Origin of the sequence: Arthrobacter sp. NPDC093128, from assembly GCF_040683875.1 — a bacterium.
In the GTDB taxonomy this organism is placed as follows: domain Bacteria; phylum Actinomycetota; class Actinomycetes; order Actinomycetales; family Micrococcaceae; genus Arthrobacter.
Map to the genome: position 1 here is coordinate 149,156 of NZ_JBFBEY010000006.1, position 26,781 is coordinate 175,936.

Genomic DNA, 26,781 nt, shown 5'->3' on the forward strand with positions numbered 1-26,781 from the left:
CCGGCCGCTGCTGGTCATACCCGGAGCAGGCGCTACTTGAAGGTTGCTCCGACGAGTCCGCGGGTGGCGGCCACGAGCTTCATCGGGTCCTTGGATCCGGTCGGCGGGATGTAAACCGCCATGGACTCGGCGAAGTTGAGCACCATGCCGGAGCTCGTTTCCTTGCCCCCGGCCAGGACGGCTGCGTCGTCACCGATCGCGAGCTTGTCCCCTTCGGCCTTGGGAGTTCCGTCGAAGGCGAAGTTCAGGCGGCCAAGGACCAGGGCGCCGCCGTCTGCGGTGCGGAACACCACCGTTTCCTCGGGTGCCACCTTGTGCGTGAAGCTGAAGTTGCCGTCGACTCCGGTCTTGGCGACGTCGGCCTGGTACGCAAGGGTGTCGGCGATATACGGCGAGGACTGACCCTCCACGAGCTTGTCCTTGAACGTCGAATCGGCCTTGGTCAGGCGGTCCCCGAGTCCGGCAAGGGCTTCCTCGCCGCTGTAGAGCAGGCCTGACTTGTCGTCGGCGGCCAGGGTTTCCGTGCCGTCCCGTCCGATGGCGGGGAACGTGGTGCCGGGCTGCAGCGGCGTGGTCTCCACGAGCTTGTAGTTCTCGCGCGGGGACTTTTGCACGAGGGTCAGCAGCTGGGGCACAACGTTGCCTTCACCCTGGGTGACGGCCATGACCGAACGGGGCCAGGCGCGCTTGCTGGTGACAACGGTGGTCAGCAGCTTGGTGGCGCGGACGGGCATGCGCGCCTCGTAGGCGCCAACCTGCGAGCGGATCTTGTAGTTCTGCGTGCGGACCTCGAGTTCGGTGCGGTCAACGCGGGACTTGAGCTTCGCGGCATCCTTGGCGGCGTCGCCGGCATCCACCGTGCTGGAAACCTGCTCCAGGATCCGGCGGAACTGGGCGTCCAGCAGCACCGGCGAGTCCGCGGCGGTGTCCGCCCCGGCGGCTGCACTGGCTGACGGCGAAGGGGCCGGGGTGGTGGCCTGGGCGGCTACGCCCGTGCCGGCAACGATCGTGGCAGCGAGCGCGGCCATGGCCACGCCTGCGCGCCTCGTGCTGAAGGTGGCGGTGGAGCTGGCGCCGCCGGGCTGCTTTTCAACAGGCGAAGGGGCTGTGGGCGCCGTCTTGTCGGCCGGGCGGACTGCACGGGCACGCCGGATGAGTCTGTCCTTCAGGGATTCGCCGGTGTCCTCCCCGCCAATGTCGGCGGGCTTGCCGCCCTTGGGCTTGAGCACCAGCAGCGCCAGTCCGGCCAGCATCAGGAGGCCGCCAAGGACCATCAACGGCACGGCCCACGGAGTGGACGTGTCATTGGGGAACGTCATGGAGATAGACGACGGCGCCGGCTTGGTGCCGTCCGAGGCCAGCAGGAGCGACCAGTCGCCGTCGGCCGGGGCACTCCAGGTGTAGTTCAGCTCACCGCTGGCGTTCTCCGAGGAGACCCACAGATCGGAACCGGCGGGCGACGGTGCGGCGGCTTCGCCGTCCGTGTGGGCCAGCTGGAGGGACTTGTTGTCCTCGGCAACACCGGAGACCGTGTTGTGGGCCGTCTTGCCGACCCAGGCATCCACGTCGTCGGGACGGCCGGCGGCCAGCATGAAGCTGCCTTCGCCCTTGACGTTGATCTTGACCGTTCCCCCGTGAAGGGTCCTCAACTTCTGGTCAATGACGGTAAGTGGTGCGGCGGTGCCGTCGGTGGGCGCCGAGGCTGTAACGGTCTCGGCCGGGGCCCAGATGGTCTTCTGTCCTACGCCGGCCAGCAGTGTTAGGAGGCCGAGCAGCACTAGTGCAACTGCAGTCTTGAAACGCAAAAGGATACCTATCATCAGCGGGGGTTTACTTTCAATAGTAACCGTTTTGTTACCAATGAGTCAGATCGGGGCTTTGTTCCCAGCCTAGGGCAACTGGCCGCGACCGCAGGAAAACGGGGCGCTGACAGGCCTGCTGATAGTGTTTGCGATGATCATCACAAGGCCCGCAAAGGCGGTGCCACAGACGGTAAAGGGCCCCAAAACGCAGTGACTGAACACACGGATTCGTCCACCCCAGGACAGGAAGACATCACGGGATCCGGTGCCCAGGAAGGTGTAACGGACGGCAGGCAACACAAACGCAGACGGCGGCTGCCGGACCTGGCGGCGGCGGTGGTACGCAGGCTGCGGACGCCCATTCCCGGCGCCCAGCCCCGGCTGCGCTTCGAGATGCCGCCGGAGTCCGCGGAGGACTCCATCACCCCCGAAACCGAGACCGGTACCCGCTTCGGCCATCCCGGTCCGCGCATGTCATCCCAGCATCCCCTTTATATGGGATTCATGGGGACCGTCGGCGTCGGACTGGCCTTGCTCGTCTACTGGATCGGGTCCAACACCACGCAGCTCCTGCTGTGGATTGTGACCGCGCTCTTCATCGCCCTGGGCCTGGACCCGGTGGTGCGCTGGCTGGAAGGGCGCAAGCTGCCGCGGCCCGTCGGCATCCTGGTGTCGGTCACCGTCCTTGTCTCCGCCGTCGTCGGATTCTTTGCCACGCTGATCCCCACCATCGTCCAGCAGGTGACCCAGATTGTGCAGGAAGCGCCCCGCTGGATCCAGGACTTCATCGATTCGGACTTCTTCCGCAGCCTCGACGACCAGTTTGGCGTGCGGGAGCGCATCACGCAGGAGCTGGAAAAGTTCGTTAACAATCCGGATGCTGTGGGTGGCATCTTCGGAGGGGTCGTCGGTTTCGGGTCCACGGTGGCGAACGGGCTCTTCGGAACCCTTATTGTCCTCGTGCTGAGCCTATATTTCCTTGCTGCCCTTCCCGCCATGAAGAAGTGGGGCTACCGGCTGGCACCCCGCTCCCGCCGGGTACGGGTGGAAGCCCTTTCGGAAGAGATCACCGGTTCCGTGGGCAACTACGTCATCGGCCAGGCCTGCGTTGCCCTCGTCAACGCGACCTTTGCGTTCATCGTGATGTCCATTGTTGGCGTCCCTTTTGCCGTTCTGCTGGCGTTCGTTGTGGCGCTGCTGGCCTTCATCCCCTTGGTCGGCGGAATGATCGCAGGCGTGTTGGTCACGCTGATCGCCCTCACCGCAGGGTGGCAGACCGCCGTTGTCTATGCCATTTGCTACTTTGCCTACCTGCAGTTCGAGGCGTACTTCATCTCCCCCCGCATCATGCAGAAAGCTGTGGCCGTGCCCGGCGCCGTTGCCGTCATCTCCGTGATCGCGGGCGGCAGCCTCCTGGGCGTGCTCGGCGCCCTGATCGCCATTCCCACCGCCGCGGCGGTCATGCTGCTCGTGAAGGAAATCTTCATCGTCCGCCAGGACAAGCACTGACCAGGGATTCCGCCAGGAAACAGGACAGCCGCCCCGTGGGTCCACGCGGCGGCTGTCCTGTTGTGTAGCGGTTCCGTCCTACGGCGCGGCCGTGGCCACGGGTCCGTTCCATTCCTGGGGCAGGCCGTCCGGGCCTGCGCCGCGCTCCGTGACCTCGTCGACGATTTCGTTCAGCACCCGGGCAGCGTACTTCTCCCCCACCCACAGGTGCTTGGCGCCGTCGACCCCCACCACGTCCGCCTGCGGCACCAGGCTGAAGCGCTCGGCGGCGGCGGCCGGCTGGAGGTAGTCGTCGTGTTCGGGAACCAGCACCTTCAGGGGCTTGCCTGCGGCCGCCCACTCCTTCAGGTGAACATCCGTGGCCCGGTGCAGCGGCGGTGAAAGCAGCACGGCGCCTTCCACCTTCGAGGCCACCGGTTCCGTCGCCCCGTACATAAGAGCCAGCTCGGTGCCGAACGACCAGCCCACGAGCCAGCGGTTGGGCAGGTTCCGGCCAGCGGCGAACCTGACGGCCGCCTCGACGTCGAGCCGTTCGCCGATGCCCTCTTCGAACCGTCCTTCGCTGGTGCCGCGGGGCGAACTGGTTCCCCTGGTATTGAACCTGAGGACGGCCACACCGGCCAGCGCGGGCAGCCGGTAGGACGCTTTGCGGTACACGTGCGAGTCCATGAACCCGCCGTGGGTGGGCAGCGGATGCAGCGTGATCAGCGTGGCGGTGATGTCGCCGGATTCCGGGACGGCGAGTTCGCCGACGAGGACGTGACCGTCTTCGGTGCGTATTTCCACGTTCTCCCGGCGGGCCGGAAGAACTGTCGAAGCACGGATGGCGGTTGCTTCGGAAGGCTGGCTGAATACGAACGACGCCGGGTCAAAAGTCATGACTAACAGCTTAGCGATAGCGGTACGTGCGTGACGTCCAGCAGTTGGAGTGCCAGTGGCGCCGTTCCGAAAGGCCGGCCGCCGCGCCGAACAGGTGATCCTCGGACCAGACCACGAGGTGCTCCACGCCGGGGAGGACCGCTGTGGAGCAGCCCGGGCAGATGTAGGACTTTTCGGCCCGCTTGGCCGTCATGGTGCGGACCATCCACTCGCCGTCGGGGGCGCTTTCCCGCCGGGCGATGCCGGACCGGGCACGTTCGAGGTCCAGCTCCGGCACGGGGCCGCCGGCGTGTTTGCGGCTGGCCTGTCCCAATTTTCCGGAGGCGGCACGGCGGGGGCGGTTGGAACGGGGCATGCCTCCATTCTGCCCCAGGCCCTGACCCCGCGTTGTTCCTGCCTTGGGCCCAGACGGTAGTGTTTACCGGGTGCGTTTAGTCATAGCCCGTTGTTCTGTTGATTATGTTGGCCGGCTCAAGGCCCATCTCCCCCTTGCCACCAGGCTCCTGCTGGTCAAGGCGGACGGGTCCGTCCTGGTGCACTCCGACGGCGGCTCGTACAAGCCGCTGAACTGGATGAGCCCCCCGGCCAGCCTCCGGGTCTCCACGCCCGACGAGGTGGACCTCGAGCTCGGTGTCACCGAGCAGTGGACCGTCCAGTCCGCCAAGACCGATGACCGGCTCATCATCAATATCCATGAGCAGCTGCACGACACCTCCCATGAGCTGGGCCAGGATCCGGGCCTCATCAAGGACGGCGTCGAAGCTGACCTCCAGCGGTTGCTGGCCGATCAGATCGAACGGCTCGGCACCGGCTTTTCCCTCATCCGGCGCGAATACTTCACGGCCATCGGTCCGGTGGACATCCTGGCCCGGGACGCAGACGGTGCCACGGTGGCCATCGAGCTCAAAAGGCGCGGCGACATCGACGGCGTCGAACAGCTGACCCGTTACCTGGAACTGCTCAACCGGGATCCGCTGCTGGCGCCGGTCCGCGGCATCTTCGCCGCCCAGCAGATCAAACCGCAGGCCAAGGTGCTCGCCAACGACCGCGGCATCGACTGCGTCACCCTCGACTACGACGCCATGCGCGGCGTTGACGACAGCGAATCCCGCCTCTTCTGAATTGGCGGCCGTCCAATAGCGCGGGCGGCGCACTGTCATAAGGCAGCGGTTCACATGGGCTTTACGCAAAATTTATCGAATTCCCCGTTTTGCCCGTTGACCTGACGCAACCCACATGAAATTCTTATATAAGTCTTTGTGTAGGTGTTTTTCATGCTCGCAAGACATGTTGCGAGCGCGAAGCTTCGTCAGCTAGTGTCCGGTTCCACCGGGCGGCAAGCCAGGATTCTTCTCGCGGAGTGACCAAGTGCGGCACGAAGTGTGCCGAACTTAAGCAAGTTCCACAATGAGGAGAAATAAATGGCACAGGGAACCGTCAAGTGGTTCAACGCTGAAAAGGGCTTCGGCTTCATCACCCCGGACGACTCCGATGGCGATGTCTTCGTTCACTACTCGGAGATCCAGACCGGTGGATTCAAGACCCTCGACGAGAACCAGCGCGTTCAGTTCGAGATCGGCCAGGGCGCCAAGGGCCCCCAGGCTACCGGTGTAACGCTGGTCTAGTCCCGCGTCGGAGGGCCGCTTGACGGCGGCCTCCAACGAATCAAATGATCCCCGGCATTAGTGCCGGGGATCATTTTTTGTCATTATCCGGTGCCTGCCAACGCATTGTTTCTTGTCACAAATGTTTTCAGAATCAGAAAACATGATGCCGAAAACGCTCGGCCGGTGTTACCGAATTAGCTCACCAATGTCCGCAGCAGGCGGGCGCTGTGGCGGACCGAGAGGCCGGGAAGGTAGGCGCGGCTCAGCGCCCGGCCAATGGCAGGCAGCTGCAGGGGGTCCTGGTAGTAGAGGTAGAGCGTACGGTAGTCAGGTTTGAAGCGGGATTTGAAGGTGGCCAGGGAGCGGAAGCCGTACACGGGTTCCAGTGCCCGCCCCACCACATCAAGGATCGCCGCCAGGCCCTCCGGCTCCCCGTCCTTCTCCCGCTTCGGGTCCGGGTCGGGCACCCGGTCCGGGTCCCCCTGCGCGGCGGACGCCGCCGCGTCAGCAGGCTCCTTGGCGAGCGGTGAGCCGGACAGGGAAATGACCCCAACCGAACCCCGCAGTTCGAGGACGGCGGAGGCAATCAGGAACTCCATGACGCCGGGGAACCCGTCCTCCCGCCGGCGCATGAAGTCGAGCGTCCAGCTGACCACGCTCCCGTCCTCAAATACCGGGAGCCAGCTGGTCACGCCGTGCACCTTGCCGTCCCCGTCGACGGCGGCGCAGCACAGGACGTCGTCGTCCATCAGTTCGTCCATGCCGCCGAGCGTGAAACCCATCTCCGGGACGGACTTCTGGGCGGCCCACTCCTCGGACACTTCAAGGAGCTGGGCGCGCAGTGCCGCGGGAAACCCGCTGTAGCGTCCCCACACAGCAGTGACCCCGGTTTTCCGGGCGCGGTTCAACGCTGTCCGGACGTTTTGCCATTCCTTGCCTTTGAACTCCAGCTCCCTGACGGCAAGCCGGGTCTCCTGTGCCACGGCTACCCGGCTGAACGCCCGCGATTGGAGCATCGGCCAAAGCCCGTCAGTGCAGGAATAGAAGCAAGGAACCAGGGCGTGCTCGGCGCAATATTGCATGAATCCGGCGGCGGCCTCCTCCCGCAGTTCCGGGTCTCCGAACGGACCGCCCAGCGTCAGGGCGACGCTGCCATGCTGCTGGTAGGCCACACCGGCGTCGCGGGCGGGACTGAACCAGTACTTGTTGGGCTCCCACAAGGCCATCCAGGACAGTGAATCGCCGCCCCTGCGCACCAGCCGGCGGGCAACGTCCCGCTCCTCAACACCGGCCCCGGCACCGTGATGCCGCCCGAGGAGTGCCACCCACACGCCGGCCAGGGCCACAGCCCAGAAAGCGATGCCTGAATAGGCAAACAGGAAGGCCTCAACCGAATTCCGGTCCTGGAAGATCCGGTTGTACAGGCTGGGAATGGGCACCGGCAGATACTGGCGGGCGAGTTCGGCCGCGAGCCCGGACGGGCCTCCGTCGCGCTCTAATCCGCCGGCCGCCAGCCAGGCGATGGTGTAAGTGCCTGCAAGTGCCATCCAGGTTCCTGCCAGCACCCGGGTCAGGCGCCGCCTGTCCGCTGCCGAGGTTTCCACGCGGAACTGGCGGCGGTTGATCCACAGCAGCACCACCAGCAGCAGCGGAACTGCCACCAGCGGAAGCACATGGACGAACCCGGAACCCATCACAGCCGTGTGCGGCCGCGACGGGTAGTGCGGTATCCGCGCAAAGAGCGTGAGGTACACGGCGGACAACGCGATGACGGCCAGCTGGACGCCGAGGGTGATCCGCCAGGCGAGCCCGCGGCCCCGTCTGAGCCCGTCGGCGCAGATCAGCAGCAGCAGCACGGGTACCACGGCCAGGGCAAGGCCCAGGGGTCCCGCGAACCCGGCACGGCCCATCTCCAGGCAGTCCACGTCCACAGTCCCGCCGCAGTTCTGCTCCAGTTGGCTGAGGGTGGGCAACGGGTTCAGGACCACGTCCCGCAGCAGCGCCAGCGGGCCGGTGGGACTCCGGACGGCCGCTGTCAGGATGGGTCCGACCGCGAAAATGCCAACGATCAGGGACAGGAGATTCCGCGTCTCGCGGCCGGTGGAGCGGTGCCGGTGGAGGGTCCCGTGGTCGCTCTGGATCCACCACCCGGTGGCCAGCCCGGCCAAGGCACCGAGGAACCCGACCACGGTCTCCGGATGCCCCACGTAGAGGACGAGGAGCAGCGAGGCCGACACGATGCCGGTGCGAAGGCGCCGCTGCCACAGGGTGGGCACGAGTCCGCTGGCCCCCAACGTCGCGGCAAGGACCGCGGCGTACGGCCCAATGAGCCGGGCGTCCACCATGAGCCCCATCCAGCCGTCGCCGGCGTAGTGGGCGAGCTGGGTGAAAAGCAGGAACAGCGAAACGGCAGCAAACTGTCCGCCGAAGAAGAACCCCGCCGTCCGCAGCGTGCCCAGCCTGCGCTCGGCGAGTCCCAGCAGCAACAGGATCATGGACGCGGCGGTGAGGTAGGCCGCGGGGTTCGTGGCGAAGAAGAGCGATGTGAACAGGGACCACCACTGCCCGCCTTTCAGGGCCGTCATGTTCACCGAGGCGACGTCGAGAAGGGCTTCCGGAGGACCCGACAGGAAACTGTTGGTGGCCGCGCCCGTTCCAAGGAACAGGCCAAGGACAACCAGGGTAAACGGCACCGCCATGAAGTGGTCCCGCGTACGCCGGAGCGCCCGTAGGATGACAGCGGCCCACGTCACGCCGCCATCGGCTGTGGGACCGTCCTTGGCCTCCGGCCGGCTTGCAACTCGCTCGTTGGTCACGGCAGGATTCCCCATCGCTGCGCCATGAAGTCCAGGGCTGCCGGAAGGCCCCTGGAAGCGGCTTCCCAGGAGTGACCTGTATTGGCCACCGGCTGGGCCTGGACGGTGAAGCCTGCCTTGCGCGCGGCTGCGGAGAGTTCGTCCATGTAGGCCATGAACTCCGGATCCCTGGAACCGGCGCCGAAGTACACGGCATGGCCCTCGAACCGGGTCTTCTGCATGATGTTCAGGGGAGTCTGTGCATCAAAGGCCGCCACGTCGCCGCCGAAGGCCGCGTCAACCGTCTTGTGCCGCTCCTTGGCAAGCGCCGGTTCACGCTCGCTGGAGAAGGCGAGGACGGAAGCGTAGACGTCGGGATGGCGGGTGCCCATCTGCATGGCACACGTGGCTCCGAAGGAGAATCCGCCGGCCGCCCACTGCCGGTGGTCCGGATCAATGTCCAGGTTCTGTTCAATCCACTGCGGCACATCCAGGGACAGAAACGTGTCGGCCCGGGCGATGCGGCTGTCCATGCAGAGCGTGTTGGCCGACGCCGTTCCGTTGGGATCCACCACGACGACGACCGGCGCGACGCCGTTGTGCTCCGCCGCGAAACGGTCCATCCTGCTGCGCAGCGCCCCTCCGGTGAGCCAGTCCGATGGTCCGCCCGGCTGACCGGAGAAGAGGACAAGGACCGGAAGGGCAGGGCGGGGTGCGGCCTGGTAGGCGGGAGGAAGGTAGATGTAGGCCTTGCGGCTGCTGAAGCCCGACACGGGGCCGGGGATTACGGCCGTCCGCAGCACACCGCCCGCCGGCAATCCCTCCGGTGCCCGCCAGGTATCCAAGGGAGTGGGGGCGGCGGCCGCGGGCTGGCGCTTCAGTTCGGATTCGAGCGGCGGGATCCTGGCCACGGCCGTGCCCATGACATCACTGACCGTATGGTTGAGGCCGAAGTAGGCATTGATCTGGACGGCGCCGAGCAGGAACACTCCCAGCATGGCAGCTGTCACGGCGGTCCTCCCCCGCCACGCACCGCGGCTCTTCGGAGGGGACGGCCGGCGGAGTTTCCAGAGCCGCAGCGCCCAGAGGAACAGGGCAAAAACCATTGCCACAAACCACGCGAGCACTTCGCGCGGGAGTACCTCGGGCAGGGTGGAAAACGCATAGATGAGCAGCCAGTGCACCCCGGCCACGACGCCGGCGGACAGGAGGAGGGCAGCGCCCGCGCTCAGGGCCCAGCGGCGTCCGCGGGCCCACAGCAGCCAGCCGAACCCAGCGGCTCCGGCTGCCCAGGCAATCCAGAGCATGGGTCCGTCGGTGAGATGGATGTCAGCTACGAAATCCACCGGCGTTAGCGCCAGGTGCCAACACCGATGACCGGGCCGGCCTCCAGCCACGATGACAGTCCGGTATAGGCGTCGAACTTCATCGCCAGCAGGACTTCCTGGCCTTCGTAGTGGAGTTCCACGATGACGGAATCAGGCTGCACCTTGACGAGTTCGGCTTCGGTGGGCTTGCGGCGCCCTACGAGTTCCAGCGAGCTGCGCCGGAAAGTGTATTTGGGACGGACACTGAGCGAGAGCAGCTTGAACCACTCCAGGTCGTTGTCCTGATAACGACAAACCCCCATCTGCCAGCTTTTTCCAGCCGTGCAAATGGAGGCGTCCACTGTGCCCAGGGCACGCCGCAGGTTAAAGCGGCGTACCCCGGACAGGCACAGTGCAAAAATCAGCAACGCAAGGGCAGTTGCCAACGCGATGAACGGAAAACCAGGATCGTTCATCAAGGTCGTGCTAGCGGATCCCCGCAGTAGCCGCGTCACCCATTTGGGCGTTGTCAGCAACAATGACGACCCTGTTGTTGTCGACGGAGAAGAATCCGCCGTCGACAACTACAGCAATGCGGTCACCGGAAACAGGCTCAATGGCCAGCTCACCTTCGGCCAGAATCGCCAGCAGGGGCGAGTGGCCGGGCAGGATTCCGATTTCACCATCGCTGGTGCGGGCCTTGACCATCTTGGCCGCTCCGGACCACACGAAGTGATCCGCTGCGACAATCTCAACCTCAAGCTCAGCCATATTACTTGGTCTGTTCCTGGATCTTGGCCCACTGGCGCTCAACGTCATCCAGGCCACCGACGTTGAAGAACGCCTGCTCTGCAACGTGGTCAAGCTCGCCGTCGCAGATAGCGGTGAAGCCTTCGACCGTGTCCTTGATGGTAACGGTGGAGCCTTCGACGCCGGTGAACTGCTTGGCGGTGTAGGTGTTCTGGGAGAGGAACTGCTGGATGCGGCGTGCACGCGACACGACGATCTTGTCCTCTTCAGACAGTTCGTCAACACCGAGGATGGCGATGATGTCCTGGAGTTCCTTGTTCTTCTGCAGGATCTGCTTCACACGGACAGCCGTGTTGTAGTGGTCCTTGCCGATGTACTGGGGGTCCAGGATTCGGGAAGTCGACGTCAGCGGATCCACAGCCGGGTACAGACCACGGGAAGCGATTTCACGGGAAAGTTCCGTGGTCGCGTCGAGGTGTGCGAAGGTGGTGGCCGGTGCCGGGTCGGTGTAGTCATCCGCGGGAACGTAGATGGCCTGCATCGAGGTGATGGAGTGGCCCTTGGTGGACGTGATGCGCTCCTGGAGGAGGCCCATCTCGTCAGCAAGGTTGGGCTGGTAACCCACGGCGGAAGGCATGCGGCCGAGAAGGGTGGAGACCTCGGAACCTGCCTGCGTGAAGCGGAAGATGTTGTCGATGAAGAGCAGCACGTCCTGGTTCTGCACATCGCGGAAGTACTCCGCCATGGTCAGCGCGGACAGTGCAACGCGCAGACGCGTTCCCGGCGGCTCATCCATCTGGCCGAATACAAGGGCGGTGTCCTTGAGGACGCCTGCCTCTTCCATTTCAACCCAGAGGTCGTTACCTTCACGCGTACGCTCGCCGACGCCGGCGAACACCGAGGTGCCGCCGAAGTTGCGGGCAACACGGGTGATCATTTCCTGGATCAGCACGGTCTTGCCGACACCGGCGCCGCCGAACAGGCCGATCTTTCCACCCTTGATGTACGGGGTGAGGAGGTCGATCACCTTGATGCCGGTTTCCAGCATCTCGGTGGAGCCTTCGAGGGTCGCGAAGGCCGGGGCCTTGCGGTGGATGGCCCAGTGGTCCGAAGCCTGGATCTCGGACTCGTCAACATCCAGCGGCTTGCCGAGGACGTTGAAGATGTGGCCCTTGACGCCGTCGCCGACAGGCACGGTGATGGGCGAGCCGGTGTCCACTACGTTGGTGCCGCGGACGAGTCCGTCGGTGGCCTGCAGGGAGATGGCGCGAATGAGGTTGTCACCCAGGTGCAGGGCAACCTCGAACGTGATGGTCTTGGTCTCACCGTTGAGAGTAATCTCCGTGGTGAGTGCGTTGTAAATCGAGGGGATTGCGTCAGCCGGGAATTCGACGTCGACAACCGGGCCAATAACACGTGCAATACGGCCGGTTGCACCGGTCGTCGCGGCTACGTGTTCGGTAGCGGTGGCAGTCATCTCTCTCACTTCACTCAGTAGATGGCGTGGATGTTAAGTTTATCTTTGATGCAGGTACAGCTGGATCCGGAACCGTGCTGGCTAGGACGCGTTCAAGGCGTCGGCGCCGGCCACAATTTCGGAAAGCTCCTGCGTAATTTCAGCCTGGCGGGCAGTGTTGCGCAGACGCGTGTACTTCTTGATGAGGTCCGTGGCGTTGTCGCCGGCAGACTTCATCGCCCGCTGACGGGCTGCGAGCTCGGAAGCTGCTGCCTGCAACATTGCGGCGAAGATGCGTGATTCGATGTAGCGCGGCAGCAGGGCATCGAGAACCTGCTCCGCCTCCGGCTCGAATTCGTAGAGCGGCAGGAGATCCGAATCGGACTGCGCCTGCTCTTCGACGACCTCGAGGGGAAGAAGACGGATGACCGTCGGTTCCTGCGTCACCATGGACTTGAAGCGGGTGTAGACAACGTGGATCTCGTCCACGCCTCCCTCTTCGTATGCGGTGGCAAAATCCTCCAGCAGTGCTGCGCCGATTTCCTGCGCGGTTGCAAACACCGGCGCGTCCGTGTTGCCGGTCCATACCTGGGCGTAAGGACGGTTGCGGAAGTCGAAGTAAGCCTGGGCCTTGCGGCCGAGAACGTACGTCTTGACTTCCTTACCTTCCTCGCGAAGCAGCTCGGTGAGGCCTTCCGCCTGCTTGAGCACGCTTGCCGAGTAGGAACCTGCGAGGCCACGGTCCGAGGTGATGACCAGGACAGCGGCGCGCCGGATCTGCTCGGGCTCGGTGACCAGCGGGTGGTCGATTTCGCTCTGGCTTGCGACAGCAGAAACGGCACGCGTAATCGCGTTTGCGTAAGGCAGTGAAGCCGCTACGCGTGCGCGGGCCTTGCCGATGCGCGAGGTAGCGATCAGTTCCATCGCCTTGAAGATCTTGCGCATCGACGTCGTCGAGCTGATCTTCTGGCGGTAGACCCGAATCTGGGCTCCCATACTTATCCTTTCCTAAGATCCCGGTGGCCGGGACTGCCGGAACCCGTCGGGGTTCCGGCAGTCCCTGCCAGCGAAACTAGCGCTTCTGCTTGACGATTTTTTCCTGGTCGACCTGCGTCTCGTCGATGGGGGCGTGTTCCTCATGCCCCGCACCAACCAGGAAGTTGTCGCCCTCGCCGAAGAAGCCCTTCTTGAAGGCCACGATCGAGGTCTTCAGTGCTTCCGCAGTGTCATCGTCCATGACGTTGGTCTGTGCCAGCGTCGTCAGGATGGAGGACTTGTGCTTCAGGTGCTCCAGGAACTCGGTCTCGAAGCGGTTGATGTCCTCAACCGGAACGTCGTCCAAGTAGCCGTTGGTACCGGCCCAAATCGACACAACCTGGTTCTCAACCGGGAACGGCGAGTACTGGCCCTGCTTGAGCAGTTCCATCAGGCGTGCACCACGGGTCAGCTGCTGACGCGATGCGGCGTCGAGGTCCGACGCGAACATTGCGAATGCCTGCATGTCGCGGTACTGAGCCAGTTCCAGCTTCAAGGTACCGGAGACCTTCTTCATGGACTTGACCTGTGCTGCACCACCCACGCGGGATACCGAGACACCCACGTCGACGGCGGGACGCTGGTTGGCGTTGAAGAGGTCCGACTGCAGGAAGATCTGGCCATCGGTAATGGAGATCACGTTGGTCGGGATGTAGGCGGAGACGTCGTTTGCCTTGGTCTCGATGAGCGGCAGACCGGTCATCGAGCCGGCACCCAGCTCGTCGGAGAGCTTGGCACAACGCTCCAGCAGGCGGGAGTGCAAGTAGAAGACGTCGCCCGGGTAGGCTTCGCGTCCCGGCGGGCGGCGGAGCAGCAGCGACACTGCACGGTAGGCCTCAGCCTGCTTGGAGAGGTCATCAAACACGATGAGGACGTGCTTGCCGCCGTACATCCAGTGCTGGCCGATAGCCGAACCGGCGTAAGGAGCCAGGTACTTGAAGCCTGCGGGGTCGGACGCGGGGGAAGCCACGATGGTGGTGTATTCCAGTGCGCCGTTGTCCTCGAGCGTCTGGCGGACAGCCGCGATGGTGGACGCCTTCTGGCCGATGGCCACGTAGATGCAGCGCACCTGCTTGGTGACATCCCCGGAAGCCCAGTTGGCCTTCTGGTTGATGATCGTGTCGATGGCAATTGCCGACTTGCCGGTCTGGCGGTCGCCAATGATCAGCTGACGTTGGCCGCGGCCGATCGGGATCATGGCGTCGATAGCCTTCAGACCGGTCTGCATCGGCTCGTGAACCGACTTACGCTGGGTCACGCCGGGCGCCTGGAGTTCCAGTGCACGGGTGGTTTCAGCCTTGATTTCACCGAGGTCGTCGATCGGCTGGCCCAGTGGGTCAACCACGCGGCCGAGGAAGGCGTCGCCGACCGGCACGGACAGAACCTGACCGGTGCGGTGGACTTCCTGGCCTTCTTCGACGCCGGTGAAGTCACCGAGGATGATGACACCGATTTCGCGGACGTCGAGGTTCTGGGCCAGGCCCAGCGTGCCGTCTTCGAAACGAAGCAACTCGTTCGCCATGACCGAGGGAAGGCCCTCAACACGGGCGATGCCGTCACCTGCGGTGGTCACACGGCCGACCTCTACGCGCTCTGCGTTTCCGGGTTCGTAGGACGCCGCGAACTCGTTCAACGCAATACGGACGTCGTCGGCGTTGATGGTCAATTCGGCCATCTGCAGTCCCTGCTCTCCTGTTTTCGTGATCATCGTTGTCACGATGACCGGGGTTTCTATCAGTTAAGTTGTGCTTGTCCGGTTAGCCGGCAAGCTGACGCTGGAGCTGGCCCAGGCGGGCGATAACGGAAGCGTCAACCACTTCGTCACCAACCTGGATCCGGATGCCACCGATCAGTGCCGGGTCAACGTTCATGTTGATCTTGAGCTCGCGCCCGTACAGGGCGTTCAGCCCTGCCTGCAGTCGACTGGCCTGCGTCTCCGTCAGCGGACGGGTGATGCTGACCGTTGCGATCCAGCGCTGCTGGCGCTTGGCTGCAAGCTCTGCGAAACGGCGCACAAGGTTTGTCACCTTGAGGCCACGGGGCTGCGTAACTGCCTGTCCGATAAGGACTTTCGCTTCCTCGCTCGCATTGGGAACGAGCTTTTCGGCGAGGACAGTCTTGGCAGCCGGGCTCGCCTGCGGCTCGGACAGAGCACGCTGTACCTCGTGGCTGGAAATGACGGCCTGGTTGAAGGCGAACAGATCGTTCTCCAGCGCTTCCAGTCCGGTGATTCCTGAGGCAGAGACGGCCGACTTGTTCTCAGCAACGGCAATTACCACCGAAGCGGCAAGAGTCTCGAGTGCATCGCCGATATCCCGAGCCGACGCCCAGCGTGAACCGGCCAGTCCGCTCGCAATTTCCGCAGCATCAGTAGAGACTTTCCCACTGAAGAGCTGCTTGACCAGCGCCGACTTTTCGTCACCGCTGCGGGACGGGTCAGTCAGGGCGCGGCGCAAGCCAGCCGAGCTGTCCACCGTTCCCAGGATTCCGAAGAGTTCCTTAGCCAACTGCAGCGAAGCGAAGGGAAGCTTGGCTTCCAACGCCACCAGCGCCGCGGTCAGCGATTCGCTCGATACACCTGCCATTACTTAGCTGCACCTGCGTTCTGGTTCTCCAGATCTGCCAGGAAGCGGTCAACCACACGGGCTGCACGCGCGTCATCGCTGAGTGACTCGCCGACGATGCGGCTTGCCAGCGTGGTAGCCAGCGTGCCGACCTCCGAGCGCAGCGACACAACGGCCGCCTGGCGCTCGGATTCGATCTGCGCGTGGGCGTGGGCGGTGATGCGGGCAGACTCTGCAGCTGCCTTTTCCTTCAGGTCCGCCAGGATCTGGGCGCCTTCGGCACGGGCTTCCTCGCGGATGCGGTTGGCTTCGGCACGGGCGTCGGTGAGCTGCTGCTTGTACTCTTCGAGTGCGGCAGAAGCCTCTGCCTGGGCCTTTTCGGCCTTGGCGATGCCACCTTCGATAGCCTCGGCACGCTCTGCGAACGTCTTCTCGAACATCGGGACAACGAACTTGACCACGATGTAAAAGAGGACAGCAAAGCCGGCCAGGACTACGCCCATTTCCCATACGTTGGGAATGAGCGGATTAGTCGGCTCGGCGCCTTCGGTGGCGGCTGAGATGATCATCTGATTCATATTTCACCCGTCCTTATCTACTCGGTTCTGGATGTTCGATAGTTCTAACGCTTAGGAAAGAACGAAAGCGAAGACCAGGCCGAGGATGGCGAGTGCTTCAGTCAGCGCAAGGCCGAGGAACGCGATCGGCTGCAGGACGCGCTGGGCTTCCGGCTGACGTGCCACACCATTGATGTAAGCCGCGAAGACGAGACCCACACCGATACCACCGCCGATAGCGGAGAGGCCGTAGCCGATGAGGTTGAGGGAGCCGTTGATGGAGCCTTCCATTTTTCTTCCTTTCAAGATGCCACCCGTGTGGCAGGTTGTTTGGGTTGCTTCATCCCCGCGAAGGGGAAGTTTGTGGGTGCCTAGTGGCTGTCCGCGTGCAGTGCGCCTTCAATGTAGATGGCAGTCAGCAGCGTGAAGACGTAAGCCTGCAGCGCCATGATCAGCGCTTCCAGCATGTACATGGCGATGGCGCCGGCGAGGACCAGTACGGAGGTGCCCTTGAGGAGGATGTTCTCCTGCATGACGAGGTACTCGATGCCGGATCCGGCAATCATCACGATGAGGTGTCCGGCCAGCATGGTGGCAAACAGACGGAGGCTGTGCGTGACGGGCCGAACCAGGAAGTTGGAGATGATCTCGATCGGAATGACGATCGGGAGGATGTACACCGGCACGCCCGAAGGAACGGTGGCCAGCTTGAAGTACCTGAGACCGTTCTTCTTGACGCCGATGGCGATCCAGGTGAAGTAAACGATGCCTGCCAGGACGTAGGCGCCGCCAACGTGTGAGAAGCTCGGAAGCTGGACCACCGGGATGGCGCCGTAGATGTTGTTCACCAGGATGAAGAAGAAGAGGCTGAACAACAGCGGGACGTACTTCATGAAGTCCTTGCCGCCAATGATGTCCTTGGCGATGCTGTTGCGGACGAAGCCGTAGGCGGCCTCACCTGCAAACTGCAGTTTGCCTGGAACAAGCTGCTGCTTCCGCGCAGCTAGCAGAAAGAATGTAGCGATAATGACGACCGACAGGATTACCAGCAGCATCTGCTTGGAGAATCCGTCTGCCACACCCCACGGCAGGATTGCCGGCAGGTGCATTTCGTCAATTCCAGGAGGATTGAACTCTCCTGAATCTTGGGCCGGGAGCGCAAGCGCGATCAACGCGTTTCCTCTCTGCAGTGTCCATCATTGGGCGTTGGTGAGGGTCCGGCGATCTTCATGACCGCCCTTCCCCATGTGAAATTGTTAGGCATTACTGTTCCTCGTCCTTGGACGGGCCGCTGGCTGCACTGTCTTCACCAGTTGACGTTCTGTTACTGGTGAGGCCGTGCATATGAGAAAGATAGAACCCTCCCGCAGCTCCAAGCAGAGCGCCTGCGAGCACAATCCAGCGGGTTCCCCACAGATAATCCAGACCCCACCCTATCAAACTCCAGACGATGATTCCGCCAATTATGTAGCTAAAGACGGCGATGCCGGCGTTGTATCCGCCGTCCCCGCCGTCGGAAGATACGCCGGGAGAACCGGACGTGGAATTGGGGATTTGCCGCACGTTTTTGCGCTTGGAATTACGGCTGCTCATCATGGCCGTCTTTCACGGGTTCGGGGTCGTTATAGATGCGGAAGCGGGCTTTGCTGAAACCGTAGATCTCGGCAGCCTGCCAGAACACGACGCAGGCAACGGCTCCAATCAGGAACCAGCGGTCGTGGAGCCAGTCGGGTGTGCCGATGACAAAGAGCACCACGGCAAAACCCACAACTTTGACGAAGTAGGTGACGACAAAGACCCCGATGGCACCTGACGGATTGTTCCGGCCGACGAAATGGCCAACCAGGAGGCTGATCGCGAAGAAGGCCATGACCAGGAGGCCGCCGAAAGTGCTGGACAGCACTCCCCCGGCGCCGTTGAGGATGGCGGCCGGAATTCCCGCGAGGACAAGACCGGCCAGTCCGGCGCCGCTGCTCAGAATCAACAGCCGCAGCCACAGTGACTTCGTGGGGCCCGAGACACCAACGGGTCCGTTGCCGGAGCTAGGTCCGGGTTCGGCGTTGGAGGTCATGAGATCCCAATCGTCGTGTACTGCGCGCTGGCAAGGGTTGGTGCGGCGAATGGCCGCACTGGAATTCTACATGAGATAGAAATTATTCGGAAAAGAGACGTCAACGCTCATTCCTGCCCCGCTGCTTCGGCTTCGGCTTCGGCCTCTGCTTCCGACCGCGGACCGGGCTTCGGGGCCTTGTCGCGAAGGTACGGCCATGCGGTCACCACGGCCATAACGGCGGCCGCGGCCACGTCCATGGCCAGCACCGTCTGCCACGGGAAGATGGCGAATGCCAGGCCGCCGAACGCCAGGATGCACGTCCACATGTACATCAGGACGACGGCGGTCCGGTGGGAGTATCCGATGTCCATCAGTTTGTGATGGAGGTGCCCGCGGTCGGCGGACCAGGGCGAACGGCCCAGCGCCGTGCGGCGAACGACAGCCAGGCCAAGGTCCAGCAACGGCAGGAACAACACTGCGAACGGCAGGAGGATGGGGATGATGGTCGGTATACCGTTGGCGCGGTCATAGAGTCCGGAGGTGATCTGGCCGGTTGACACGATGCCTGCGGAGGCCAGGAGCAGGCCGATGAGCATGGCGCCGGAGTCGCCCATGAAGATCTTCGAGGGAAACCAGTTGTGCGGCAGGAAGCCCACGCAGCTGCCCACCACGACGGCGGTCAGGAGTGTCGCGAGGTCGGACTTGTCCAGCACGTCCGAGTTGCGGTGCACCCAGTAGGCCGTCAGGAAGAAGGCAGCGCCGCCGATGATGGCAACGCCGGCGGCCAGCCCGTCGAGCCCGTCGATGAAGTTGAAGGCGTTCATGGTGGTCACGATCAGCCCGGCGGTGAGGACTATGCTCACGATCTCGTTCTCGAGGATGATCGGTTCCGGTACGAACGGGACGATGGCCATCCTGACGCCCCAGATGGCCACCACCATTGCTGCGGCGCTCTGGCCGATCAGCTTCACCCACCACCGCAGGTCCAACAAGTCATCTGCGAGGCCCACTATGACGATCAGCGTCGCGCCGGCGAGGACCCCCCACGGGGAGGCGTTGCCGCGGTAGATGTCTTTGACGAAGAATGACTGGCTGGCAACGCAGAGCGCCACCAGGAATCCTGCGTAAATGCCCAGGCCGCCCAGCCTGGAGACTTTGTGCGAGTGCGTGTCGCGGCTACGGATCGGCGAAAACAGTTGAAGCCTGTTGCCGATCAGGCGTGCGCCCCAGGTTGCGCCATAGGACACCACGGCCGCAGTCAGCATCATGAGCAGGTACATGATCATGGGGACGCCACCTTCCCCGTGCCGTCAGCGGAACCGGCCCTGGGCAGCGTGTATCCCTGCGGCCGGGTCAATGCCGGGCGGCTTGGATAGCTCGGGCGGGATTGCTGTGGAACTGACTTTCGATAAATGAAACTTCTCCGTCGCCGTGCGCGCGGCAGGCAGTGCGTAGTGCCTGACAGGGCTGTATTACAGTGGACTCTAGTCAAGATACTAATGCCAACGGCTTGCTGGCTTCGCGTCACACGGCCCAATGCCGGCGGGAAAACCACCGGCGGCCGTGTTGAAAGGAACCAGCAATGTCCATGTCGGTTGCAGTTGCTGCCGTGACGTTTGACCGTCCCCGTGAGCTCGCCGTTCTGCTGAACGCCATCAACAGGCAGACTTCGCCTGTCCGTTCCATTTGCCTCGTGGACAGCGGCACTGTGCCCGCCAAGGACGTGGCGGAAGAGCACTCCAACGTGGACTATGTCCGGTCGGAAGCGAATCTGGGCGGCGCCGGCGGCTTCTCGCTGGCCATCCTCAAGGCAGTGGCCAGCGGCGCTGACTGGATCTGGATGATGGACGACGACGCCGAGCCCGGTGACCCGGAATGCCTCGCCACGCTGCTCCGCGAGGCTGAGTCGCGCGGCCTCGACGCGGTTGTCCCGCTGGTGGCTGCGCCCGGCCACCCTGATCGGCTGTCCTTTTTCTTCCGTCTCGACGGCAAAGTGACACATGACCGTGCGGAAGTGGAGAAGCTCGGCTTCCTGCCTGACGATGGCCACTTCTTCAACGGCGCGCTGATCCGTTCGGACGTCTTCTTCAAGGTGGGCCTGCCCGACATGCGGCTGTTCATCCGCGGCGACGAGGTGGATTTCACCATCAGGCTCCGCAAGGCGGGAATCCGGTTCGGCACGGTAACCACGACGGCAATCACGCATCCGCACGCGTTTGCCGAGACGAAGCACGTTTTGGGCGCCCGGTGGCACGTGATTGTTCCGGAGACCGCTTTCAAGCGCTATTACTATTACCGGAACCGCGGCTACCTGATCCGCCGCCACTTCCGGGTCAAGTCCCTCGTGGCGGACGTGGGCGGCTACCTCGGCTACTTCCTGCGTCGCGGCGACTTCCGCGGGCTGGCCGACTGGTTCCGGGCGTTTTCCACCGGACTCCGCGGCAAGGGGTTCGCACCCCTGAAGGACCAGAAGTTCTAGCGGTTTGACGTAAGGCGTCGGCGGACCAGGAGCGCCAGGAGCACCCACGGCTCACCGAACACGCGGTAAGCCACCCTGCGCGGGTGCAGCATGAGCCGCCACGCCCATTCCAGGCCCAGGCGGCCCAGCCAGCGCGGTGCCAGCTTCTGGATGCCGGCAATCTGTTCGATCGCTCCGCCCACCGCGCAGTATACGGCCGGCGGAAGGTCGTCCAACCGGCGGCGGAGAACCATCTCCTGCAGGGGCATGCCGAGGCCGATCAGCACCAGCTGCGGGCGAAGCTTCGCCAGCCAGGCCACGGCCTGGTCCTCAATGTCGTCGTTCCAGCCTTCGCCGGGCATGCCGGCAACCTTGGCATTCGGCACGATTCCCGCCAGGCGCGCCACTGCTTTGGCGTTGGCCTCTGCTCCGGCGCCGATCACGGCAATCCGTTCGAGGCCTTCGACATTCCCCAGGGCCGGGATCCAGTCGGTGGAGCCCAGCCGGTAATCCATGACCGGCCCGTCGGCATCCCCCGAGCGTCCCCACAGCAACAGGACCGGGGCGCCGTCGAGCAGCACAACATCGCTGCCTTCGTAGAGGGCGCGGAATTCCGGGTCCGAATGGAAGAGCGTCACGCTGTGCAGGTTGTGGCCCACCACCGTGCGGGTGACGCCTTCAGCGACAAAGCGGTTGAGCGTCGCGGTCATCTCGGAAACGGTGAGTGGCGTCGCGTCCACGCCAAGAACAGGGATGTGCTGCCGCGTCATGATCATTCGGTGCCGGTTCCCGTCACGCGCGGTTGGGCAGCGGGAGCCGGTTCAGCAGGCTCATCTGATTCCGGCTCCGGTTCAGCCACCATCTCATTGCCGGGTTCCGTGTCGGACGCCGGGACGTCGGCGGCATTACCGTCAATGTCCAACAGGCCCGGGACAACCTCGCGGAGCCGTTCCAGCGTGATGGCACCCTGGCGGACCACCCTGAGCGGCTGTGCAGTGGCGTCGACGATCGTGGACGGAAGAGCCTCAACGTCCCCGTCGCCTGCCGGCCGCAGCCCACCTTCGAGGTAGACCTCCACCGATTCCGCGAGCTGGGTCATGGCGTCGGCGGCGGTCCGGGCAGCCGGCTGGCCGGTGCGGTTCGCGGAGGACACCGCCAAGGGTCCGGTCAGCGTCAGCAGGTCCTGCGCGACGTCGTCCGCCGGCATCCGCAACGCCACCGTGCCCTTGGTTTCACCCAGGTCCCAGTCCAACGAAGGCTGTGCGTGGAAAATCATGGTGAGGCCGCCCGGCCAGAAGGCCTCGGCAAGCTTGCGGGCCTCTGCGGGCACATCAGTTGCCAGTCCGTCCAGGGCATTGAGCCTCGGGATCAGGACGGGCGGCGGCATCTGCCGGCTGCGGCCCTTCGAGACGAGCAGCATGGTGACGGCCTGCGGCGAAAAGGCGTCCGCGGCGATTCCATAAACCGTGTCCGTCGGGAACACCACGCATTTGTGTAGGCGGATGGCCCGCTGGGCATGCTCCAGCCCTTCAGCCCGCTGGTCGGCTGCCGTACAGTCATAGGTTGTGGTCACTGGCCTATTCTTTCATCACTATGGTCAGACGGTTCGGTAAGGACCGCGCTGGTGGCACGTTCCTTGCCGTTGAGGTCCACGTGCGTTGTCACATCGGACCAGTAACCGGAGTTCTTCAGCATCGCTGCGATCCACGTTGCCTGGACTTCGGCGTGTTCCATCACGAAGTAGCCGCCGGGAACGAGCAGCCGGGCAGCGGACGCGGCTGCCGCCGTCGGAAGTTCCATTCCGTCCGCTCCCCCGCCGTACAGGGCTTCGGGCGGATCGTGCAGGGCCACTTCGGGTTCGTTGGGGACCGCTTCCGCGGGAATGTACGGCGGATTCGAAACCACGACGTCGAAGGTTCCGTTGTGTTCGGGAAGCGCATCGCGCAGGTCCCCGCGGACCAGTTTGACGCCCAGCGGAGCCAGGTTCCCCGCCGCCCAGGCATGCGCGAATTCACTGAACTCCACTGCGTGGACTTCCGCGCCGGGCACCTCGTGCGCCACCGAGCCCGCGATGGCTCCCGAGCCTGTGCCCAGGTCCACCACCTTCGGGTGGTCCCTGCCGTGCAGCCGCTCCAGGTCCCTGAGCCAGTCAATGACCAGCTGGACTACAGACTCGGTTTCCGGCCGGGGAATGAACACGCCGGGACCCACGGCAAGCTGCAGGTACCGGAAGTGGGCCACACCGGTGATGTGCTGCAGCGGGACGCGACGAACGCGCTCCGCCACCAGCTCGGCATAGCCGTCCGGCTCCGGGGAATCCCCCAGGAGCATGGCCCGCAGCCTGCCCAGCCCGACGCCCAGGAGGTGGTCCGCCAGCAGTTCCGCGTCCACGCGGGGACTGGGAACACCGGCGTCGGCCAGCAGTGCGGTTGCTTCGCGGACGGCCTCCGCCAGGCTCAGTCCTGTTCCAAGTGTCATCAAAGGGCCAGCCGGAGACTATTCGCCGATGGCGTCGAGGCGGGCCTGTTCGTCCATCTCGATGGCCGACTGGATCACGGGCTCGAGGTCGCCGTTCATGACCTGGTCCAGGTTGTAGGCCTTGTAACCGGTGCGGTGGTCCGCGATCCGGTTTTCCGGGTAGTTGTACGTGCGGATCCGCTCCGAGCGGTCCATCGTGCGGATCTGGGACTTCCGCTGCGCGGAGTTCTCTGCGTCGATCTGCTCCTGCTGGTGGGCCAGGATGCGGGCACGCAGGACGCGCATGCCGGCTTCACGGTTCTGCAGCTGGGACTTCTCGTTCTGCATGGCCACCACGATTCCGGTGGGAAGGTGCGTGATACGGACTGCGGAGTCCGTGGTGTTAACGGACTGTCCGCCGGGTCCCGAGGACCGGTAGACGTCGATCTTCAGATCGTTCTGGTTGATCTCGAGTTCCTCGGGTTCGTCCACTTCCGGAAGCACCAGCACACCGGCAGCCGAGGTGTGGATGCGGCCCTGGGATTCCGTCACGGGGACCCGCTGCACACGGTGCACGCCGCCTTCGAATTTGAGCCGGGCGTAGACGCCCTCTGCCGGATCGTTGGAGTTGCCCTTGACGGCCATCTGGACGTCCTTGTACCCGCCGAGGTCCGATTCGGTGGCTGAAATGAGTTCCGTCTTCCAGCCCCGTGATTCCGCATACCTGCTATACATACGCAGGAGGTCTGCAGCGAACAGGGCAGCCTCGTCGCCGCCTTCACCGCCCTTGACCTCAAGGATCACATTGCGGGCATCGTCCGGATCGCGAGGGATCAGCAGGCGCCGCAGCTTGGCCGAAGCAGTCTCCAGGGCAGCCTCCAGCTCGGGAACCTCCGCCGCAAACTCCGGGTCCTCAGAAGCCATTTCCTTCGCAGCAGCGAGATCATCCTGGATCGCATGCCACTTGTGATACGCCTCCACAATGCCGTTAAGCTGCGCAGACCGCCGCCCCAGCTTACGGGCCAGCCGCTGGTCAGCATAAACAGCAGGATCCCCCAGCTGCGCCTGAATGGCATCATGCTCATCAAGCAGGCCGTGTACGGACTCAAACATTTCAAAACCTCTTTCGACTCTTACAAGTCTAGTTTCACGGGACTTAACGACGAACCGCCCAAAATATGCCGGCCATCAGGCCGGCATATTTTGAGCGGTGAGCGCAGCTACTTGTCGTTATCCGACTTCGCACCAAGCGTCGTCTTCTGAACCTGCATGAGGAACTCAACGTTGCTCTGGGTCTCCCGGATCTTGTTGGTCAGCAGCTCAAGGCTCTGCTGCGTTTCGAGTCCGGAAAGGACGCGGCGCAGCTTCCACATGATCTTGACTTCCTCGGGGGAAAGCAGGTTCTCTTCGCGGCGGGTACCGGACGCGTTGACGTCCACTGCCGGGAAGATGCGCTTGTCCGCGAGCTGGCGGGACAGGCGCAGTTCCATGTTGCCGGTGCCCTTGAACTCTTCGAAGATGACCTCGTCCATCTTGGAGCCGGTCTCGACGAGAGCGGTTGCCAGGATGGTGAGCGACCCACCGTTTTCGATGTTGCGGGCTGCACCGAAGAAGCGCTTCGGCGGGTACAGCGCTGCAGAGTCGACGCCACCGGACAGGATACGGCCGGAAGCCGGTGCCGCCAGGTTGTAGGCGCGGCCCAGACGGGTCATGGAGTCGAGGAGCACCACAACGTCCATGCCCATTTCCACGAGGCGCTTGGCGCGTTCGATGGAGAGCTCGGCCACGGTGGTGTGGTCGTCGGCGGGACGGTCGAAGGTGGAGGCAATGACCTCGCCCTTCACGGTGCGCTGCATGTCCGTGACTTCTTCGGGGCGTTCGTCAACGAGCACCATCATGAGGTGGACCTCAGGATTGTTGGTGGTGATCGCGTTGGCGATGGACTGCAGGATGAGCGTCTTGCCGGCCTTCGGCGGCGAGACGATCAGGCCGCGCTGGCCCTTGCCGATCGGGGCAACCAGGTCGATGACGCGGGGGCCGATCTTCTTGGGGTCCGTCTCGAGGCGCAGGCGCTCGGAGGGGTAGAGCGGAACGAGCTTGGCGAACTCGACGCGGTCCTTGAGCTCTTCCGGCGTCTTGCCGTTCACTGAGGTGACGCGGACAAGGGCGTTGAACTTCTGGCGGGCCGTCTGCTGGCTGCGGTCTTCGCCTTCACGCGGTGCCCGGATGGCGCCGACTACGGCGTCGCCCTTGCGCAGGTTGTACTTCTTGACCTGGGCGAGGGACACGTAGACGTCGTTCGGGCCCGGCAGGTAACCGGAGGTGCGGATGAACGCGTAGTTCTCCAGCACGTCCAGGATGCCGGCGACGGGCAGCAGGACATCGTCCTCGGTGACCTCGACGTCGTCGACGTCCGGTCCCTGGGCGCGTCCACGACGGCGGTCGTTACGGTCACGGAAGCGGTCGTTGCGGTCGTTGCGCGAGTTGTCCCGGCTGTCCTGGCCGCCTGTCCGGTCGTTGCGGTCCCGGCGGTTGCGGCGGTTGCGGCGGCTTCCGCCGTCTGCATCATCGCTTTCGCGGGTGTCGTCGCGGCGCGTTTCACGCGTACCGGTGGTGTCTCCGCCGTCGCGGCCGCCTCGGGTGCGGGTGGTCTGGCGTTCGTTGCGCTGACCGGCTTCGGCAGCCTCGCCGCCCTGGTCACCTCCGCGCTGCTCACGCTGTTCGGTGCGCTGTTCACGCTGTTCGGTGCGCTGTTCGGTGCGCTGCTCACCACGCTGTTCGGCGGGGGCCTCGGCCGGTGCTTCAGCTTCGGCGGCCGGAGCCTGGGCTGCCGCTTCACCGCGGCGGCGGTTCCGGGTGCGGGGCTGGCGGCGCTCTGCGGCTTCAGGTGCAGCAGCTTCGGACACAGCTGCCTGGCCGGCTTCAGGAGCCGAAGGGGCTGCGGGCGCCTCGCTGGGTGCGGATTCCGGGGCGGGTGCCTCGGTGGCAGGAGCGGTCACAACACCGTCGCTGCCGGCGCGGCGGCTGCGGCCACGGCGGGCACGGGTGCCTTCCGCGGCAGGAGCCTCCGCGGCTTCAGCCGCAGGGGCCGCAGCAGCTGGCGCTTTTGCCCGGGTGGAGATGGTTTCGCCGGTCTTCTCAGCGCCCTTGGCCGGAGCCTTGGTGGCTGGAGTGCCCGCACGATGAGCGGAAATGGCGGTCACCAGATCGCCCTTGCGCATGCGGGATCCGCCGGAAATACCCAACTGGCTGGCGAGAGCCTGCAGCTGGGCGAGCTTGAGGCCGGCAAGGCCGCTGCTCTTGGCGGGTGCTGCCGACAAATCGGTAGCAGAAGATGATATGTCCACAGCTGGAGACAGCTCAGTGGTTTCGGTCACGAAGGATCCTTCCCCCTCGACGGCGTCCAGACTGGGAGCTGGACGCGATGATTTTGATCTGGGCTGCAGTTCAGATCTACAGCCGGCTTTCGGCCTTGCCGGATGGAATTCGGCCAGCAGGGCCGGATACTGATACACCTCGACATTCCAACAAGAGACCGGAATGGCGGACTGA

26 protein-coding genes are annotated in these 26,781 nt (G+C 64.1%); 4 read left to right on the forward strand and 22 right to left on the reverse strand.

Annotated features, from left to right (window positions below; genetic code table 11):
• Positions 1 to 32: 32 nt before the first annotated feature.
• A complete protein-coding gene (locus AB0N24_RS09235) occupies positions 33 to 1,820 on the reverse strand; it encodes a hypothetical protein (RefSeq protein WP_364123082.1) in 1,788 nt (595 codons plus the stop codon).
• Positions 1,821 to 2,117: 297 nt separating this feature from the next.
• On the opposite strand from AB0N24_RS09235, the gene AB0N24_RS09240 reads away from it, so the two are divergent.
• On the forward strand, positions 2,118 to 3,311 hold the full coding sequence (locus AB0N24_RS09240) for an AI-2E family transporter (protein WP_251042674.1): 1,194 nt from the start codon (positions 2,118 to 2,120) through the stop codon (positions 3,309 to 3,311).
• 78 nt (positions 3,312 to 3,389) lie between these two features.
• On the opposite strand, the gene AB0N24_RS09245 is transcribed toward AB0N24_RS09240, so the two are convergent.
• A complete protein-coding gene (locus AB0N24_RS09245; RefSeq protein WP_364123084.1) occupies positions 3,390 to 4,190 on the reverse strand; it encodes an alpha/beta fold hydrolase in 801 nt (266 codons plus the stop codon).
• Between the two features lie 10 nt (positions 4,191 to 4,200).
• A complete protein-coding gene (locus AB0N24_RS09250) occupies positions 4,201 to 4,545 on the reverse strand; it encodes an ATP/GTP-binding protein (protein ID WP_214952954.1) in 345 nt (114 codons plus the stop codon).
• 70 nt (positions 4,546 to 4,615) lie between these two features.
• Between AB0N24_RS09250 and nucS the strand changes: the two genes are divergently transcribed.
• Together nucS and AB0N24_RS09260 are read left to right on the forward strand one after the other, a co-directional pair.
• The gene (nucS, locus tag AB0N24_RS09255) at positions 4,616 to 5,311 is read left to right on the forward strand and encodes an endonuclease NucS (protein WP_011692440.1); all 696 of its coding nucleotides are present in this window, start codon (positions 4,616 to 4,618) and stop codon (positions 5,309 to 5,311) included.
• Between the two features lie 300 nt (positions 5,312 to 5,611).
• On the forward strand, positions 5,612 to 5,815 hold the full coding sequence (locus AB0N24_RS09260; protein WP_011692441.1) for a cold-shock protein: 204 nt from the start codon (positions 5,612 to 5,614) through the stop codon (positions 5,813 to 5,815).
• 176 nt (positions 5,816 to 5,991) lie between these two features.
• On the opposite strand, the gene AB0N24_RS09265 is transcribed toward AB0N24_RS09260, so the two are convergent.
• The 14 genes from AB0N24_RS09265 to AB0N24_RS09330 all read right to left on the reverse strand — a co-directional run bounded on the left by AB0N24_RS09265 (position 5,992) and on the right by AB0N24_RS09330 (position 19,600).
• Complete coding sequence (locus tag AB0N24_RS09265) at positions 5,992 to 8,496, reverse strand: phosphatidylglycerol lysyltransferase domain-containing protein (protein ID WP_364123228.1); 2,505 nt, start codon at positions 8,494 to 8,496, stop codon at positions 5,992 to 5,994.
• Between the two features lie 113 nt (positions 8,497 to 8,609).
• Positions 8,610 to 9,938 (reverse strand): alpha/beta hydrolase-fold protein, encoded by a 1,329-nt coding sequence (locus AB0N24_RS09270; protein ID WP_364123087.1) that lies wholly within the window; start codon positions 9,936 to 9,938, stop codon positions 8,610 to 8,612.
• A gap of 5 nt (positions 9,939 to 9,943) precedes the next feature.
• Positions 9,944 to 10,375, reverse strand: coding sequence for a DUF2550 domain-containing protein (locus AB0N24_RS09275; protein WP_214952962.1), 432 nt, complete (start codon positions 10,373 to 10,375; stop codon positions 9,944 to 9,946).
• 10 nt (positions 10,376 to 10,385) lie between these two features.
• Positions 10,386 to 10,670, reverse strand: coding sequence for a F0F1 ATP synthase subunit epsilon (locus AB0N24_RS09280; protein ID WP_104172348.1), 285 nt, complete (start codon positions 10,668 to 10,670; stop codon positions 10,386 to 10,388).
• Between the two features lies 1 nt (position 10,671).
• Positions 10,672 to 12,126 (reverse strand): F0F1 ATP synthase subunit beta, encoded by a 1,455-nt coding sequence (atpD, locus tag AB0N24_RS09285; RefSeq protein WP_214952964.1) that lies wholly within the window; start codon positions 12,124 to 12,126, stop codon positions 10,672 to 10,674.
• Between the two features lie 81 nt (positions 12,127 to 12,207).
• The gene (locus tag AB0N24_RS09290) at positions 12,208 to 13,101 is read right to left on the reverse strand and encodes a F0F1 ATP synthase subunit gamma (protein WP_364123090.1); all 894 of its coding nucleotides are present in this window, start codon (positions 13,099 to 13,101) and stop codon (positions 12,208 to 12,210) included.
• A gap of 76 nt (positions 13,102 to 13,177) precedes the next feature.
• Positions 13,178 to 14,815, reverse strand: a complete 1,638-nt coding sequence (gene atpA, locus AB0N24_RS09295; RefSeq protein ID WP_214953126.1) for a F0F1 ATP synthase subunit alpha — start codon at positions 14,813 to 14,815, stop codon at positions 13,178 to 13,180.
• Between the two features lie 82 nt (positions 14,816 to 14,897).
• Complete coding sequence (locus AB0N24_RS09300; protein WP_364123092.1) at positions 14,898 to 15,725, reverse strand: F0F1 ATP synthase subunit delta; 828 nt, start codon at positions 15,723 to 15,725, stop codon at positions 14,898 to 14,900.
• Positions 15,725 to 16,282: a F0F1 ATP synthase subunit B gene (locus tag AB0N24_RS09305; RefSeq protein WP_104172343.1), complete on the reverse strand. Its 558-nt coding sequence runs from the start codon at positions 16,280 to 16,282 to the stop codon at positions 15,725 to 15,727. Before AB0N24_RS09305 ends, AB0N24_RS09300 begins: the two co-directional genes overlap by 1 nt.
• Before the next feature lie 51 nt (positions 16,283 to 16,333).
• Entirely contained in the window at positions 16,334 to 16,552 is a 219-nt protein-coding gene (gene atpE / locus AB0N24_RS09310) for an ATP synthase F0 subunit C (RefSeq protein WP_011692451.1), read from the reverse strand.
• An 80-nt stretch (positions 16,553 to 16,632) separates the two neighbouring features.
• The gene (atpB, locus tag AB0N24_RS09315; RefSeq protein WP_364123095.1) at positions 16,633 to 17,433 is read right to left on the reverse strand and encodes a F0F1 ATP synthase subunit A; all 801 of its coding nucleotides are present in this window, start codon (positions 17,431 to 17,433) and stop codon (positions 16,633 to 16,635) included.
• Between the two features lie 91 nt (positions 17,434 to 17,524).
• The gene (locus AB0N24_RS09320) at positions 17,525 to 17,854 is read right to left on the reverse strand and encodes a hypothetical protein (RefSeq protein ID WP_104172421.1); all 330 of its coding nucleotides are present in this window, start codon (positions 17,852 to 17,854) and stop codon (positions 17,525 to 17,527) included.
• Positions 17,841 to 18,332 (reverse strand): hypothetical protein, encoded by a 492-nt coding sequence (locus tag AB0N24_RS09325; protein ID WP_104172341.1) that lies wholly within the window; start codon positions 18,330 to 18,332, stop codon positions 17,841 to 17,843. Before AB0N24_RS09325 ends, AB0N24_RS09320 begins: the two co-directional genes overlap by 14 nt.
• A 107-nt stretch (positions 18,333 to 18,439) precedes the next feature.
• Positions 18,440 to 19,600: an MraY family glycosyltransferase gene (locus AB0N24_RS09330; RefSeq protein WP_364123097.1), complete on the reverse strand. Its 1,161-nt coding sequence runs from the start codon at positions 19,598 to 19,600 to the stop codon at positions 18,440 to 18,442.
• A gap of 296 nt (positions 19,601 to 19,896) precedes the next feature.
• Between AB0N24_RS09330 and AB0N24_RS09335 the strand changes: the two genes are divergently transcribed.
• Positions 19,897 to 20,793, forward strand: coding sequence for a glycosyltransferase (locus tag AB0N24_RS09335; protein WP_364123099.1), 897 nt, complete (start codon positions 19,897 to 19,899; stop codon positions 20,791 to 20,793).
• Here the strand turns inward: AB0N24_RS09335 and AB0N24_RS09340 are convergent.
• From AB0N24_RS09340 to rho, 5 genes are all read right to left on the reverse strand, one after another.
• Positions 20,790 to 21,548 carry a WecB/TagA/CpsF family glycosyltransferase gene (locus AB0N24_RS09340; RefSeq protein WP_364123101.1) on the reverse strand — a complete coding sequence of 253 codons (759 nt, stop codon included), beginning with the start codon at positions 21,546 to 21,548 and terminating at the stop codon, positions 20,790 to 20,792. The genes AB0N24_RS09335 and AB0N24_RS09340 overlap by 4 nt on opposite strands.
• Positions 21,545 to 22,345 (reverse strand): L-threonylcarbamoyladenylate synthase, encoded by an 801-nt coding sequence (locus AB0N24_RS09345; protein ID WP_364123103.1) that lies wholly within the window; start codon positions 22,343 to 22,345, stop codon positions 21,545 to 21,547. The genes AB0N24_RS09340 and AB0N24_RS09345 overlap by 4 nt, the downstream gene beginning before the upstream one ends.
• On the reverse strand, positions 22,342 to 23,250 hold the full coding sequence (prmC, locus tag AB0N24_RS09350) for a peptide chain release factor N(5)-glutamine methyltransferase (protein ID WP_364123105.1): 909 nt from the start codon (positions 23,248 to 23,250) through the stop codon (positions 22,342 to 22,344). Before prmC ends, AB0N24_RS09345 begins: the two co-directional genes overlap by 4 nt.
• An 18-nt stretch (positions 23,251 to 23,268) precedes the next feature.
• Positions 23,269 to 24,342, reverse strand: a complete 1,074-nt coding sequence (prfA, locus tag AB0N24_RS09355; protein ID WP_364123107.1) for a peptide chain release factor 1 — start codon at positions 24,340 to 24,342, stop codon at positions 23,269 to 23,271.
• A 107-nt stretch (positions 24,343 to 24,449) separates the two neighbouring features.
• Positions 24,450 to 26,606, reverse strand: coding sequence for a transcription termination factor Rho (gene rho, locus AB0N24_RS09360; RefSeq protein WP_364123109.1), 2,157 nt, complete (start codon positions 26,604 to 26,606; stop codon positions 24,450 to 24,452).
• Positions 26,607 to 26,781: the final 175 nt, after the last annotated feature.

Excerpts from the sequence above, each read along its gene's own strand:
- AB0N24_RS09320 (WP_104172421.1), bottom strand. The coding sequence starts at position 17,854 with ATGAGCAGCCGTAATTCCAAGCGCAAAAACGTGCGGCAAATCCCCAAT.
- AB0N24_RS09290 (WP_364123090.1), bottom strand. The coding sequence starts at position 13,101 with ATGGGAGCCCAGATTCGGGTCTACCGCCAGAAGATCAGCTCGACGACG.
- AB0N24_RS09235 (WP_364123082.1), bottom strand. The coding sequence starts at position 1,820 with ATGATAGGTATCCTTTTGCGTTTCAAGACTGCAGTTGCACTAGTGCTG.
- AB0N24_RS09300 (WP_364123092.1), bottom strand. The coding sequence starts at position 15,725 with ATGGCAGGTGTATCGAGCGAATCGCTGACCGCGGCGCTGGTGGCGTTG.
- AB0N24_RS09280 (WP_104172348.1), bottom strand. The coding sequence starts at position 10,670 with ATGGCTGAGCTTGAGGTTGAGATTGTCGCAGCGGATCACTTCGTGTGG.
- AB0N24_RS09265 (WP_364123228.1), bottom strand. The coding sequence starts at position 8,496 with ATGGCGGTGCCGTTTACCCTGGTTGTCCTTGGCCTGTTCCTTGGAACG.
- atpE (WP_011692451.1), bottom strand. The coding sequence starts at position 16,552 with ATGGAAGGCTCCATCAACGGCTCCCTCAACCTCATCGGCTACGGCCTC.
- AB0N24_RS09305 (WP_104172343.1), bottom strand. The coding sequence starts at position 16,282 with ATGAATCAGATGATCATCTCAGCCGCCACCGAAGGCGCCGAGCCGACT.
- prmC (WP_364123105.1), bottom strand. The coding sequence starts at position 23,250 with ATGACACTTGGAACAGGACTGAGCCTGGCGGAGGCCGTCCGCGAAGCA.
- AB0N24_RS09250 (WP_214952954.1), bottom strand. The coding sequence starts at position 4,545 with ATGCCCCGTTCCAACCGCCCCCGCCGTGCCGCCTCCGGAAAATTGGGA.
- AB0N24_RS09330 (WP_364123097.1), bottom strand. The coding sequence starts at position 19,600 with ATGATCATGTACCTGCTCATGATGCTGACTGCGGCCGTGGTGTCCTAT.
- atpD (WP_214952964.1), bottom strand. The coding sequence starts at position 12,126 with ATGACTGCCACCGCTACCGAACACGTAGCCGCGACGACCGGTGCAACC.
- AB0N24_RS09325 (WP_104172341.1), bottom strand. The coding sequence starts at position 18,332 with ATGACCTCCAACGCCGAACCCGGACCTAGCTCCGGCAACGGACCCGTT.
- AB0N24_RS09245 (WP_364123084.1), bottom strand. The coding sequence starts at position 4,190 with ATGACTTTTGACCCGGCGTCGTTCGTATTCAGCCAGCCTTCCGAAGCA.
- AB0N24_RS09275 (WP_214952962.1), bottom strand. The coding sequence starts at position 10,375 with ATGAACGATCCTGGTTTTCCGTTCATCGCGTTGGCAACTGCCCTTGCG.
- atpA (WP_214953126.1), bottom strand. The coding sequence starts at position 14,815 with ATGGCCGAATTGACCATCAACGCCGACGACGTCCGTATTGCGTTGAAC.
- AB0N24_RS09335 (WP_364123099.1), top strand. The coding sequence starts at position 19,897 with ATGTCCATGTCGGTTGCAGTTGCTGCCGTGACGTTTGACCGTCCCCGT.
- AB0N24_RS09260 (WP_011692441.1), top strand. The coding sequence starts at position 5,612 with ATGGCACAGGGAACCGTCAAGTGGTTCAACGCTGAAAAGGGCTTCGGC.
- prfA (WP_364123107.1), bottom strand. The coding sequence starts at position 24,342 with ATGTTTGAGTCCGTACACGGCCTGCTTGATGAGCATGATGCCATTCAG.
- AB0N24_RS09340 (WP_364123101.1), bottom strand. The coding sequence starts at position 21,548 with ATGATCATGACGCGGCAGCACATCCCTGTTCTTGGCGTGGACGCGACG.